The organism is Bacillus sp. RIT 809, from assembly GCF_016892495.1.
Taxonomy (GTDB): Bacteria; Bacillota; Bacilli; order Bacillales; family Bacillaceae_G; genus Bacillus_A; species Bacillus_A cereus_U.
This window is the reverse complement of record NZ_JAFEMR010000019.1, coordinates 16,215-29,512: the sequence shown is the minus strand read 5'-3', so window position 1 is coordinate 29,512 and position 13,298 is coordinate 16,215. Positions and strand designations below refer to the sequence as shown.

Here is a 13,298-nt window from a genome sequence, read left to right as displayed (position 1 = left end):
CAAGAGATGAAAGGACTATTTAAAGGGTTAAAATATACGCTTAGTAATTTGAGTAAGAAAAAGGTGACGTATGATTATCCAAATCAACCGTTGCCATTACCAGACCGCTTTCGAGGTATTCAAAAGTTTTATCCAGAGAAATGTATTGTTTGTAATCAGTGTTCCAACATTTGTCCGACAGATTGCATTCAATTAACAGGAAAAAAACATCCTGATCCTACAAAAAAAGGAAAAATTATCGACACGTATGATATTAATTTTGAAATTTGTATTCTTTGCGATTTATGTACAGAAGTTTGCCCGACAGAGGCGATTGTAATGACAAATAACTTTGAACTCGCAGAGTATTCACGTGATGATTTATTTAAAAATTTGCAGTGGCTTGACGAGAACGACGAGAACGTCAGGAAGGAGAATAAAGCATGAATGGCGAGTTTGTAGCTTTCTTTATATTATCCTTGTCTGCGATTATCGGCGGCGTTCTTATGCTGAATTTAACGAAAGTAATGCATATGATGCTGGCCCTTGTGCTTACGTTCCTTAGCATTGCGGGTTTGTACTTTCTCTTATCAGCCGAATTTATCGGAGTTGCACAAATTTTACTTTACTCTGGTGCGATCACTATTATTATGATTTTTGGCATTATGTTAACGAAACATAACGCGGAAAATGAATCGCGCCTTACTCTTCGAAAATGGATTATCTTCTTTGCGGTTGTAGCATTTGGAGCAGTTATGTATTTCGCTGTTAATAGTATCGATTTTTCAAATCAAAGCACACAAGGAAGTTTACCTCTCCATGAAAACAACACACTTCAAATCGGTACACTTCTCTATTCAAAATATATTATTCCATTTGAGTTAACCTCAGTTCTTTTACTTGTAGCACTTGTAGGAGCGATTATCCTTGCGAAGAAGGATGAGGGAGAGGAGGATTCCCATGAGTAGCGTTCCAGCTTCTGCGTATTTAACACTTGCGATTATTTTGTTTTGCATCGGCTTATTTGGAGCTTTAACAAAGCGAAATACAGTAATTGTATTAGTTTGTATCGAATTGATGCTAAACGCCGCCAATTTAAATTTAGTAGCGTTTAGTAAATTAGGCTTGTTTCCGAATTTAACAGGACAAATTTTTTCGCTGTTTACGATGTCTGTAGCGGCAGCGGAGGCAGCGGTAGGTCTTGCAATTTTGATTGCTTTGTACCGTAATCGCCCGACAGTTCATGTAGATGAGATGGATACGCTCAAAGGATAGCATTGTGACCGAAAAGGGGGAAGGAAACAATGATTGATTATGCATGGCTCATACCGCTTTTCCCGCTTGTTTCATTTTTGTTACTTATTGTGTTCGGGAAGAAAATTAGAGAGGGAAGTAGTGTACTAGGTATTTTCTTTACCTTTCTTTCCTTTATATCCGCGGTAGTGGTACTAATAGAACGGTTTTCATCCGAGGCAGTGAAGCATAAGTGGGTATGGCTTAGGGTAGGAGATATAGATATATCATTTGGTTTTGAAGTTACCGCATTAGGAGCTTTAATGTTGTTTATCGTTACGCTTGTGAGTTTTCTTGTACATGTGTACTCAAAAGGTTATATGAAAGGTGACACCAGATTATCAACCTTTTATGCATATTTAGGGCTCTTTACCTTTGCGATGCTTGGGCTAGTTATATCGACGAATTTATTACAGCTTTATATATTTTGGGAGTTAGTCGGCCTTGGTTCGTTTTTACTTATCGGTTTTTATTTCTTTAAAGAAGAAGCGAAAGCTGCTGCGAAAAAGGCTTTTATTATGACACGCATTGGGGATGTTGGGCTATTTGTTGGGATGATTTTAATTTTTTGGCACGCAGGTAGTTTTGAATATGACGCGATTTTTAAAGCGATTCATACGGGCGACCTCTCTCCTTCTATGATTACAATAACGGCGATATTAATTTTTATCGGTGCGATGGGGAAATCGGGTCAGTTCCCGCTTCATACATGGTTGCCAGATGCAATGGAAGGACCGACGCCTGTTTCAGCGCTTATTCACGCGGCAACGATGGTTGCGGCCGGCGTATATTTAGTAGCAACGATGTTTCCGCTATTTTCAGCAAGTGCGGTAGCGATGCAAACTGTGGCAATCGTTGGGGCTTTCACCGCAATCTTTGCGGCCTCTATTGGTCTAGTGCAAACAGATATTAAGAGGGTTCTTGCTTATTCTACAGTTAGTCAGCTCGGGTATATGATGCTTGCGCTAGGCTCTGCTGGTTATGTAGCTGGTATCTTTCACTTAACGACACATGCCTTTTTTAAAGCATTATTGTTTCTGGCAGCAGGAAGTGTAATTCATGCAGTCCATACGCAAAACATTAATAAAATGGGCGGTTTACAGAAAAAGATGAAAGTAACCGGTACACTATTTTTAATAGGCACACTTGCAATTAGTGGTGTTCCTCTTCTTTCCGGATTTTTTAGTAAAGATGAAATTTTAGCGGCGGCTTGGATGAATGGTAATTACTTTCTATTCGTTTTAGCAGTAATTGCGGCATTTCTAACAGCATTTTATATGTTCCGTCTATACTTTCTTGTCTTTACAGGGGAAACAAAGACGAAGGAAGAGGTGCATGAATCGCCTCGCACCATGACGTATCCGATGATTGTCCTTGGTGTTCTTGCGGTAGTGGCAGGCTATATAAATACACCGTGGTTCGGGACGTTTCTTGGGGATTGGCTGACGAAGGATATAGGATTCAAGGTGAAGGAAGTGCATGGACCTGTTTGGATTATGGTTGTTGCGACACTCGTTTCATTTGCTGGAATTGCCCTCGCATATTTCATATATGGTAAGAAATCTATCTCTAGAGATTGGGCCGGCGGAGAAGGGACGCCACTTTATAACCTTTTGAAAGAAAAATATTATGTGGATGAACTATACAATGTGACGGTGCTTCCTATTACGAAAGGAATCGCTCATGTGCTTCGCTTATTTGAAGTATACGTTGTAGAAGGAATCGTAGTTTTAATTGCTGGACTCGTTAAAGGTATGAGTGGCCTAGGATCACGGCTTCAAAACGGGAATGTACAAGTGTATGGAACTGTAACAGCAGTTTCGCTCGCAGTGCTCCTAATTATTTTGTTATATACGGGAGGGGATTTACGTTGAGTGGATTGCTATTAACGTTCTTCATTTTTTCCCCACTTTTAGGAATTCTCTTGCTTTTATTAACGCCGAAACGAGAATCGCGTACAGTGCAGGCGCTTGGTTTATTCGGAACGGCGCTTCCATTTGGAATTGCTATCGTCCTCGCTTGTACATACGCTTCAGGAAAGAGTTTATCGATATTTGATGAAAAAGTGAAATGGATTAAATTTGGGGATTTCACAGCAGTGGACAAAAGGTGGTTTTCAATTTATTACGAGCTTGGTATTGATGGTTTATCGCTTGTAATGATGGTGCTCACAGCCCTTCTAGCGATGCTCGCAGCTATTGCGGCATTTTCTATTAAAAGAAATTTGAAAGCATTCTACATGCTGTTACTCATGTTAGAAATAGGCATGCTCGGTGTCTTCGCTGCTCAAAATTTAATACTGTTCTTCATCTTCTTTGAAATTACGTTGCCGCCAATGTTTTTATTAATTGGCAAGTGGGGGAAATTGTCGAGTGAAAAGGCTGCATATAGTTATTTAATATATAACGGTATTGGATCAGCTATTTTACTTATCGTTTTCTCGGTTTTATTTGCGAAAACAGGTACGACAAATATTACGGAGCTTAAAGAAATATTAACGAGTGTAGGTGCTGGGGGAGGAATGGCCGTCTCAAGTAGCTTACAGTTCGGCTTGTTTCTTGCCATAATGATTGCTTTTGCGATTAAACTCCCTGTTTTCCCTTTGCATCGCTGGATGGTCAATGTACACATAGAAGCGCATCCTGCTGTAGTTATGCTTCATGCGGGGGTTTTGCTGAAGATTGGCGCATACGGTATTGTTCGCTTCGGGAAAGGATTATTCCCAGAATATTTTCGTGATTTTGCAACGCTAATCGCGATTTTAGGAGTCATTAATTTATTGTACGGGGCCTTTCTAGCACTCATCCAAACGGACTTTAGAAAGGTACTTGCTTACTCTAGTATTTCGCATATGGGCATTGTATTAATGGGTCTTGCGGCGTTAAATGCACCAGGTACACAAGGAGCGCTGTTCCAAGTTGTGTCTCACGGTTTAATTGCGGCCTTACTCTTCTTCTTGCTTGGCATTATTGAAGAGCGTTTCGGGACTTCGGATATTACAGCACTTGGTGGACTTGCAAAAAGTGTTCCGGTGCTTAGCGGTTTCTTCCTAGCGGGCGGTATGGCATCGCTTGGAATGCCAGGGATGTCTGGATTTATTAGCGAATTCCTTGCCTTTCTCGGTTTATTCCAAGGAAAACCGGTTATCGCTGCCGCAGGTGTACTTGGGATTATTTTGACCGCTGTATACGTATTAAGAGCGACACTTCAAGTGACATTTGGTAAGAAAGAATGGGAAGCAAAATCTGATATACACGGATGGGAATACGTTCCTGTTATAGTGCTTATCGTTTGTATTATTGCAATTGGGGTAATGCCAGAACTACTAGGGGATCCGCTTCAAACTACATTGAAAACATTGGGGGTGAAGTAGGATGGATATGAACACATTACTTAGCTTATCATGGCATTTCATGGTACCAGAATTCATTATTCTCGGGGCAGCCATCCTTCTTTCCGTATGTGATTTGTTTTTTAAGCTGAACCATAGGTACGTTGCGATTGGTGCAATTGCCGCTGTCTTGTTAGCGATAGTGTCATTAATTTCGCTATACAGCGAACCGGCAGGAGATATTTTAAATGGGTCGTTTGTGTTAGATGGATTTTCAAAAGGATTTAAAACGTTGTTATTAATCGGAGCAGCTCTCATTTTATGTATGGCAATGAGCGATGATGAGAAGGAGCCTATTCAAGATAAGGGAGAATATTATTATTTAATTTTAATGGCGCTTCTTGGAGCGATGTTCATGGCTTCAAGTGTTGATTTCATCACACTATTTGTAGGTTTAGAGTTGCTTTCGCTTTCTTCCTATATTTTAGTAGGAATCCGAAAAAGAAACCGCGCATCGAATGAGGCTGCAATGAAATATGTCATTAACGGAGGAATTGGAACAGCAATTACACTCTTTGGAATGAGTTATTTATACGGTATTACAGGGTCGACCAACATAGTGGAAATGCAAAAGGCATTTACGCAAGGATTGGCCGGGGGCATTCAATTATTGTTAGCTCTCGCATTTCTACTTCTGCTCGTTGGACTCTCATTCAAAATTGCAACAGTGCCATTTCATATGTGGGCACCAGATGTGTATGAGGGAGCGGCTACACCTGTCACTGCTTTCCTCGGAACGATTTCTAAAATTGCTGGATTTCTACTCATTACGCGTTTGTTTCTTATGGTGTTTGCAGGCGTGGCAGTCCAAGGAGACGCACAATCTTTGTACGGGCGTATGAGTATATACATTGCTGTACTAGCTAGTATTACGATGATTGTTGGGAATGTAGTAGCACTAAAGCAATACAACGTAAAACGTCTATTTGCCTATTCAGGTATCGCGCATGCTGGGTATTTGCTAGTCCCCCTTGTAGCGCTATCACAGTTTACGATGGATAGTATGTGGTTTTATATGCTTGCATATATGCTTATGAATATAGGAGCATTTGCAATCATCCACGGATTAATCTTACAAAATGATAAGGAAAATATGACGATTTTTACAGGGTTATATAAGCGATCTCCCTTTACAGCTATAGTGATGACGATCTTTATTTTATCGTTAGCTGGAATACCGGGGACAGCAGGTTTCATCGGGAAAATTAACATCTTTTTAGGAGCACTTCATGTTGAACCTGCTCATTACGTATTAGTTTCTATTATGATGGGGACAACAGTTATTTCATTCGTATATTACTTCCGGATATTACAGCAAATGTTTTTCCGCACGGGAGAGACAGAAGAAAAGCTTCGGTTACCGTTAAATATAAAGATTGTCATGAGTCTTTGCGCAATTTCAATTGTAATACTGGGGATTATGCCGATGATTGGTTACAATTTCTTCTATGAATATTTTCCATTAATGAAAGATTTCTTCTTCTTAGGGAACGTGGTACAATAGTAAAAATAAAGGGTGTAGAGTCCGTACTCTACGCTTTTTATTTTGGAGTAACAGCAAATGAAAACACCTATAGGTATATGTTTTTTAACAGAAAATTACGATGTAAAATGTAAGATGCTTATTTGCGTGTGAAAAAGTGTGGCTCCTACTTATTTATGGTATCGTTTTTTACATTTTGCGTAAGTAGTAGCCAAGCAAAAAAAGGGGTCGATTTTTTGGCACATCTTTTAGGGCAACAAGCACTGATTGCCATTGTTTCACATTTATTATTTATTACCATTACGTGGTGGGCCTTACAAGGTATTCACATTGAGCGCTTAATGAAATCTGGGAAAGTGATGCAGACGAGAGTATTACTCATCCTAATTACAATTACAATTGGGACATCTGTAAGTAACTTTTTCCTTGATTATTTAGGCTATTCAAAGAGTTTAACGTATTTAGTAAAGTAAGTGTATAGAACCTCATATCTCCGTTAACAATGGGGATAGGAGGGGATGAAATTGAAGTTTAAAGCCATTCTTATCGTTATCGTAAGTGTTGTTTTATTTTTGGTTGGATATAAAGAGATGAAACCTATAAGCGATGAACAGAAAATGGAGAGCATGATTGCAGCTTTAGAGAAGAACGATGCAAAAGTAGAGCGGTGGTCATGGTTAGCGCGAGAAACGAAAACAATTTCTAATATACATACGTTTCAAAAACTGTTAAACGATGTGAAGGAAGAGGCAAACATCGAAAGTTGGGAATTAGAACAATCTCCAGATGGATATAAGGCTACATCCTATAAAAAATCTTCTTCACATGAAGAACGAATAGTAGTAACTTGGAGTAAGGAAAATACTAAAGAAAACACTTTTATTATTTTTGAAGTGAGCGGGGCGAAATGGGACCCAAAGTATGTTCAGAGAATGAATGGGATTTTTAGCGAAAAACCTATAATTTACACTTGTGTTCAAGGTGTATTGAATGATAAGATTGAAGGTGTTTTGCAAAATAAAACCAATCAGGTTTTGAAAGATCTTTCAGCAAGAGCGATCGAGCAGATAGAAGAAAGAGCATTTGTATCAGTCTCCGCATATAATAAAAAGTGGAATGACGCTCTTTCAACAAATAGAGAGAAAATAAATGTGCAAATAGCAATACGTTCTACAAACAACAAAGATACAATTGTGGTTGGCACACCGATCATAACTTCTGAGTATTGAGTGAATAGATACTGAAAAAAGGACACGGAGGGGAATAATTTGGAAAAGATCATCGTCCGTGGCGGAAAGCGGTTAAGCGGCACAGTGCGTGTTGAGGGCGCAAAAAATGCTGTATTACCTATAATCGCTGCAGCCCTATTAGCGAGTGACGGAAAGAATGTACTATCTGAAGTACCAGTATTATCTGATGTATACACAATTAACGAGGTATTACGTCATTTAAATGCTGAAGTCGTATTTGAAAATAACCAAGTAACAATCGATTCTTCTAAAGAATTAAACATTGAAGCACCATTTGAGTATGTACGTAAGATGCGTGCATCTGTTCAAGTAATGGGACCATTATTAGCACGTAACGGTCGTGCTCGTATTGCACTTCCTGGTGGATGTGCAATTGGTTCACGTCCAATTGACCAACATTTAAAAGGCTTCGAAGCAATGGGAGCGAAAGTAAAAGTTGGTAACGGATTTGTTGAGGCACACGTAGAGGGAGAACTAAAAGGAGCTAAAATTTATTTAGACTTCCCAAGCGTAGGCGCAACAGAAAACATTATGTCTGCAGCTACATTAGCAAAAGGGACAACAGTCCTTGAAAACGCAGCGAAAGAGCCAGAAATCGTTGACTTAGCTAACTTCTTAAATGCAATGGGAGCGAAAGTACGCGGTGCTGGAACTGGAACGATTCGTATTGAAGGCGTTGAGAAATTATATGGTGCAAACCACCCTATTATTCCTGACCGTATTGAAGCAGGAACATTCATGGTTGCAGCGGCAATTACAGGTGGAGACATCTTAATTGAAAATGCTGTGCCTGAACATTTACGCTCAATTACAGCGAAAATGGAAGAAATGGGTGTTAAAATTATTGAGGAAAATGAAGGTGTGCGTGTTATCGGCCCAGATAAGTTAAAAGCGGTTGATATTAAAACTATGCCTCATCCAGGTTTCCCAACAGACATGCAATCACAAATGATGGCATTATTACTACATGCTGATGGAACAAGTATGATTACAGAAACGGTATTCGAAAACCGCTTTATGCACGTTGAAGAATTCCGTCGTATGAATGCTGATATTAAAATCGAAGGTCGTTCTGTAATTATGAACGGTCCAAGTAGCTTACAAGGTGCTGAAGTAGGCGCAACTGATTTACGTGCTGCAGCAGCATTAATCTTAGCTGGTTTAGTATCAGAAGGTTATACTCGTGTAACAGAGTTAAAACATCTTGACCGTGGTTATGTAGATTTCCATAAGAAATTAGCTGCATTAGGTGCAACTATTGAACGTGTAAACGAAAAAGTAGAAGAAGTGAAAGAACAAGAAGTTTCTGATCTTCACGCTTAATTGAAGTAGTCTCTATGTCTTTTGACGTAGAGGCTATTTTTTTTTGGGTTATTACTGTTATAGTCAATAAATTCTATACTTATGCACGTCTCAGTGAAAATATTTAGAAAATTTTCTTTTTATCCCGCTATTTGTGTTCATTAAGACTCCCACCTCAAAACTCCACCTCATTAAAGTTTCACTTTATATCGATACCTCCAAGTATGTTCTAAAAAATCCCGTAGTTCCATAAGAATGAAAGGAATCCAACTTTATATTGGGGGAATAGGATGAAATTTTCAAAGCCACTTTTCATTACAGTAGCGCTCCTAATAGCGCTCGTTATCATTGTACCTGCTGCTCTTGTTATTCCGTTTGCGAAAGCAAAAGTAGGGGAAGAAGCAGCTTCTAAAACTCCTCCAGCGATAGAAAGTATACCAGCTCCAGGGAAAGTGGATACAGCGGTTCAAGTTGCTGTATATCGTGATCAGCAGAAGAAGGTAGAAACATTACCTATGGAGGAGTATGTGACCGGTGTAGTAGCTTCTGAGATGAATGCCAGCTTTGAAATAGAGGCGCTAAAGGCGCAGGCATTAGCAGCAAGAACATTTGTAGTGCAGCGTATGCTAAGCGGTGGTAAGAAAAACAATGCGGACGTGACAGATACGGTGAAAGATCAAGTGTACAAAAGTAAAGAGGAATTGAAGAAACAATGGGGTAATAACTACGAAAGTAATTTAAAGAAAATTGAGGAAGCCGTTTCGAAAACCGCAGGACAAGTTTTAACGTATGAGGGAAAACCAATTTCAGCATCCTTCTTCTCAACGAGTAACGGTCGAACAGAAAATGCAGCTGATTATTGGGGGAATGATTATCCGTATTTGAAAAGCGTAGATAGTCCGTGGGATCAAGCCTCTCCGAAATTTACGAGTGAACAAACATTCACAGTAGCTGACTTTCAAAAACGCCTCGGTGTGAAGGTGCTGGCAGACGGAAAGGTTGGAAACATTAAGGACCTTACGGAAGGAAAGCGTGTAAAGGATGTAGCATTTCAAGGGAAAACATTAACGGGAAAGCAAGTTCGTGAAAAGTTAGATTTACGCTCCTCAGACTTTACGTGGAAACAAGAAGGAGATAACATCATCGTTAAGACGAAAGGTTTCGGTCACGGCGTTGGTATGAGCCAGTATGGTGCGAATGGTATGGCACAAGAAGGTAAGAAATATACAGATATCGTCGCTCATTATTATAAAGGAATCGAAATTAAAACGATGAACGATTATGAAGGGAAATTGATGGTGAAAAAATAGAGATGATGATGCACATACACCTTTATTATATAGGTTGCTACTATTGTAAAACTTTGTCGGTAAATCGATATTCCTCGTCGAATCGTTGATATATTGTGAGTAACGATAGATATATTTAAAAAATCGTTGATATATTGTAAGTTATGATAGATATATTCGAAAAATCGTTAATATAATTTCAGTTGCTATGGTATTGTTCAGCAAGGAGAAAATATAAAGGGTTGTCGCCTAGTCGGAAAGTTCGACTTATGGGGCACCCCTTTTGTCATTATTTATAGAAAAAAATGGAAGGTACTCTTTATGTCAGATGATATTTTATTCGTAAATGAAATTCCGAAAACATCTGTAGGGAAATTCTTAAAAAGAGCACTTCGTGATCAGTTGAAAACTTATATGGTGGAGCAGAAATAGAGAAGAAGGCTATCCTTTAACATGGATGGCCTTCTTTGTTGACGTATTTTAAGTGACGTTGTATAAAATATCATAATTTTCCATTAATTGTTTGGTATAATAAGATAAAAAACATTTGGGGGAGACAGAATGGCGTTACTGGAGTTGAAACAGTTAGGGAAGACGAACCAGTTACCGGCAGTTGAACTGGAGGTTGAAAAAGGACAATGTGTTGTTTTGCAATGCAATAATCATACAGCTAAAGTGTTGCATCGCATTATTATCGGAGAAGAAGAGGCTTCTTCGGGCAGTGTGTTATTTGAAGGGGAGCCGATTGGAAAGAAAGTATATTCACGCATCGGTTTTTGTTTTTTGAAAGATGAAGCATACGACCGTTTGAAGGTGAAGGAGTACTTCAAGTTTATATTAGGGCTTTATGAATCTAACATGAGTATGGAAGAAGTAGTACAATATGTCGGTCTCCTAGATAAGTTGAACGTTAAAATAGAAAAATTGTCATTTTCAGAGAAACGCCGTCTTCATCTTGGGCGAGTTATGATTCATAATCCGGATTTAGTTATTTTAGAAGAGCCAGAGCAAAATGTGGATACAGAGAGTACGATCATTATTCGAAAAGCGATTATGAAAATGAAAGAGCAAGGAAAGGCAATCTTTATTACGTCCTCCTTTTTATCAGATGCCCTTTCGCTGACAGAAGATGTGTACATATTAAACAACGATGGTGTGAAAAAGATAGAAATAGAGCAAGAGGAAGTTGAAGAAGTCGATGAAGAAAAAGTAGTTCAAATGATTCCGCAAGTGAAACTTGAAAGAATTCCAGCGAAAGTGAATGATAAAATCATTTTACTGGATCCGATGGAAATCCATTTCATTGAAACACAAAATGGAGTGACACATATTCATGTGCGCGAAGGGGATTTCGTATGCGCATTAACATTAAGTGAACTAGAAGTGAAATTAACAGGATTTGGATTCTTTAGATGTCATCGCTCGTACCTCGTCAATTTACAAAGAGTACGAGAAGTTATTACGTGGACACGTAATAGTTTTAGTTTAATTTTGGATGACGAAAGAAAAAGTTCAATCCCGCTTTCAAAAGGACGAATGGATGAATTAAAAGGTGTAATTGGGCTATAAAAATGCTCCGATAAGCTCAAAATACGATTCATTCACCGGTAAAAATACTCCTTTTACCGGTATTTTACTGCGTAACCCCTTTGTTTTTCATATGATTGAGTCAAGAAAAGCGAAACAACCAAATCGAAACTTGCGAAAGCAAATTTCATCTATATAAGAAAAACAAAGGGGATGACGAAATGACATTGGCAATTGAAATGAAAGATGTAATGAAAAGTTTTAACGAAAAAACAGCACTTCGAAATGTAAATATTGAGGTGAAGCAAGGAGAAATTTTCGGATTCCTCGGACCGAGTGGATCTGGGAAAACGACAACAGTAAAAATATTAACTTCTCAATTGCTTCATAGCGTTGGAACCGTAAGAGTATTAGGTAAAGACATTACAGGACCAAGCAGCATCGATTACAAACGAATCGGTATTTTAACAGACAATAGCGGCTTATATGAAAGACTTAGCATTTATGATAACTTACTACTATTTTGTGACTTATACGATTGCAAAAAAGAACGAATTGATGAAGTGTTAGCACAAGTGAACTTATTGGATGATAAAAAAACACAGGTGAAAAAATTATCAAAAGGAATGAAGCAGCGCGTCACATTAGCGAGAGCAATTCTTCATAAACCAGATATCCTCTTCCTAGATGAACCAACATCTGCACTTGATCCAGTAAACGTACAAAACATTCATAAAATCTTAAAAGACTTAAATAAAGAAGGAACAACCATTTTCTTAACGACGCACAACATGGACGAAGCAGAGACGCTTTGTAACCGTCTTGCCTTTCTATGCGGCGGAGAAATTGTAGCGCTTGATACACCAGAAAACCTTCGCCTACAATACGCGAAAGATCAAATACAAGTCGTATTAAAAGATAAGCAAAAAGAAGTAGTGCAAAAAGACGAATTAGGTGCAAAACGTATTTCAGAATGGATGAAAAAAGGTGAATTACTATCCATTCATTCACACGAACCAACGCTAGGCGATATCTTTATTGAAGTTACTGGGAGGGGATTATAATGACATTTTCAATGAGACGTGTATCAGCTATTTTTAGGAAAGAAGTACAAGATTTTAAGACAAATTCGCAAGTGTTGTTAATGGCATCTTTACCACTTATATTCTCGGTTATATATAGCAAATTTGGAGTGGGCAAGCAAGTGTTGGGTACTACTACTATAATGTCTCTCCTGTTTGTCGCAGGTTTTGTTCAATCTATGGTAATTGCAGAAGAAAAAGAAAAACATACATTACGTGTGTTAATGTTATCGCCAGCATCTTCTGTTGAAGTTCTTCTTGGAAAGAGTTTATTAACAGCGGGCCTGACGATGGTCATTTGCGTTGCGAATTTATTCATTTTAGATCAATTAAATATAAATCTTCCATTGGTAGGATTGATATTCTTATGTGGAATTATTTTATTTATCGCGATGGGAACAATGATTGGATTACTTGCATCTTCTGTGCCGCAAACATCATTAATTGGAATGCCTATTTTAATGACGATGTATTTAGCTGTACAATTTGAGGCATTTGTTGAAAATACAACAATTAAGACGATGATTGGATATCTCCCAACATCTCATATTACAAAAGCGATGAACGGTTTAGTAGATGGAGCAGGCTTTAGTAGTATGGGTGGTCATGTGTTGAACATTACAGTTTGGTTTATCATTTCGCTTGTTGTATGTTTAATCGTATATAAGAAGAAACAATTAGACTAAAAACTGAGCTGAAACG

The 13,298-nt window shown here is 38.5% G+C and carries 13 protein-coding genes; all 13 read left to right on the top strand.

Annotated features, from left to right (window positions below; all coding sequences use genetic code 11):
- The first annotated feature begins 6 nt into the window (after window positions 1-6).
- The 13 genes from nuoI (at window position 7) to JTF23_RS19565 (ending at window position 13,282) form a co-directional block, all read left to right on the top strand.
- Window positions 7-426 carry an NADH-quinone oxidoreductase subunit NuoI gene (gene nuoI, locus JTF23_RS19625; RefSeq protein ID WP_000677191.1) on the top strand — a complete coding sequence of 140 codons (420 nt, stop codon included), beginning with the start codon at window positions 7-9 and terminating at the stop codon, window positions 424-426.
- Entirely contained in the window at window positions 423-947 is a 525-nt protein-coding gene (locus JTF23_RS19620; protein ID WP_204209441.1) for an NADH-quinone oxidoreductase subunit J, read from the top strand. The genes nuoI and JTF23_RS19620 overlap by 4 nt, the downstream gene beginning before the upstream one ends.
- Window positions 940-1,254, top strand: coding sequence for an NADH-quinone oxidoreductase subunit NuoK (gene nuoK / locus JTF23_RS19615; protein ID WP_000100081.1), 315 nt, complete (start codon window positions 940-942; stop codon window positions 1,252-1,254). Before JTF23_RS19620 ends, nuoK begins: the two co-directional genes overlap by 8 nt.
- 29 nt (window positions 1,255-1,283) lie before the next feature.
- Window positions 1,284-3,146, top strand: coding sequence for an NADH-quinone oxidoreductase subunit L (gene nuoL, locus JTF23_RS19610; protein WP_204209440.1), 1,863 nt, complete (start codon window positions 1,284-1,286; stop codon window positions 3,144-3,146).
- Window positions 3,143-4,645, top strand: coding sequence for an NADH-quinone oxidoreductase subunit M (locus JTF23_RS19605; RefSeq protein WP_204209439.1), 1,503 nt, complete (start codon window positions 3,143-3,145; stop codon window positions 4,643-4,645). Before nuoL ends, JTF23_RS19605 begins: the two co-directional genes overlap by 4 nt.
- Window positions 4,646-4,652: 7 nt before the next feature.
- Window positions 4,653-6,167 carry an NADH-quinone oxidoreductase subunit NuoN gene (gene nuoN / locus JTF23_RS19600; RefSeq protein ID WP_374100904.1) on the top strand — a complete coding sequence of 505 codons (1,515 nt, stop codon included), beginning with the start codon at window positions 4,653-4,655 and terminating at the stop codon, window positions 6,165-6,167.
- A 215-nt stretch (window positions 6,168-6,382) separates the two neighbouring features.
- A complete protein-coding gene (locus tag JTF23_RS19595) occupies window positions 6,383-6,619 on the top strand; it encodes a DUF1146 family protein (RefSeq protein ID WP_002113021.1) in 237 nt (78 codons plus the stop codon).
- 51 nt (window positions 6,620-6,670) lie between these two features.
- On the top strand, window positions 6,671-7,375 hold the full coding sequence (locus JTF23_RS19590) for a YwmB family TATA-box binding protein (RefSeq protein ID WP_002159793.1): 705 nt from the start codon (window positions 6,671-6,673) through the stop codon (window positions 7,373-7,375).
- 39 nt (window positions 7,376-7,414) lie between these two features.
- Entirely contained in the window at window positions 7,415-8,719 is a 1,305-nt protein-coding gene (murA, locus tag JTF23_RS19585; RefSeq protein WP_002068497.1) for a UDP-N-acetylglucosamine 1-carboxyvinyltransferase, read from the top strand.
- 269 nt (window positions 8,720-8,988) lie between these two features.
- Window positions 8,989-10,008 (top strand): stage II sporulation protein D, encoded by a 1,020-nt coding sequence (gene spoIID, locus JTF23_RS19580; RefSeq protein ID WP_204209437.1) that lies wholly within the window; start codon window positions 8,989-8,991, stop codon window positions 10,006-10,008.
- A gap of 540 nt (window positions 10,009-10,548) precedes the next feature.
- Window positions 10,549-11,556, top strand: coding sequence for a LytTR family transcriptional regulator DNA-binding domain-containing protein (locus tag JTF23_RS19575; protein ID WP_204209436.1), 1,008 nt, complete (start codon window positions 10,549-10,551; stop codon window positions 11,554-11,556).
- Window positions 11,557-11,735: 179 nt separating this feature from the next.
- On the top strand, window positions 11,736-12,578 hold the full coding sequence (locus JTF23_RS19570) for an ABC transporter ATP-binding protein (RefSeq protein ID WP_204209435.1): 843 nt from the start codon (window positions 11,736-11,738) through the stop codon (window positions 12,576-12,578).
- On the top strand, window positions 12,578-13,282 hold the full coding sequence (locus JTF23_RS19565) for an ABC transporter permease (protein WP_204209434.1): 705 nt from the start codon (window positions 12,578-12,580) through the stop codon (window positions 13,280-13,282). Before JTF23_RS19570 ends, JTF23_RS19565 begins: the two co-directional genes overlap by 1 nt.
- Window positions 13,283-13,298: the final 16 nt, after the last annotated feature.

Coding starts and splice junctions, on each gene's coding strand:
- JTF23_RS19570 (WP_204209435.1), top strand. CDS start 11,736: ATGACATTGGCAATTGAAATGAAAGATGTAATGAAAAGTTTTAACGAA.
- spoIID (WP_204209437.1), top strand. CDS start 8,989: ATGAAATTTTCAAAGCCACTTTTCATTACAGTAGCGCTCCTAATAGCG.
- JTF23_RS19575 (WP_204209436.1), top strand. CDS start 10,549: ATGGCGTTACTGGAGTTGAAACAGTTAGGGAAGACGAACCAGTTACCG.
- nuoK (WP_000100081.1), top strand. CDS start 940: ATGAGTAGCGTTCCAGCTTCTGCGTATTTAACACTTGCGATTATTTTG.
- nuoL (WP_204209440.1), top strand. CDS start 1,284: ATGATTGATTATGCATGGCTCATACCGCTTTTCCCGCTTGTTTCATTT.
- nuoN (WP_374100904.1), top strand. CDS start 4,653: ATGAACACATTACTTAGCTTATCATGGCATTTCATGGTACCAGAATTC.
- JTF23_RS19620 (WP_204209441.1), top strand. CDS start 423: ATGAATGGCGAGTTTGTAGCTTTCTTTATATTATCCTTGTCTGCGATT.
- JTF23_RS19565 (WP_204209434.1), top strand. CDS start 12,578: ATGACATTTTCAATGAGACGTGTATCAGCTATTTTTAGGAAAGAAGTA.
- nuoI (WP_000677191.1), top strand. CDS start 7: ATGAAAGGACTATTTAAAGGGTTAAAATATACGCTTAGTAATTTGAGT.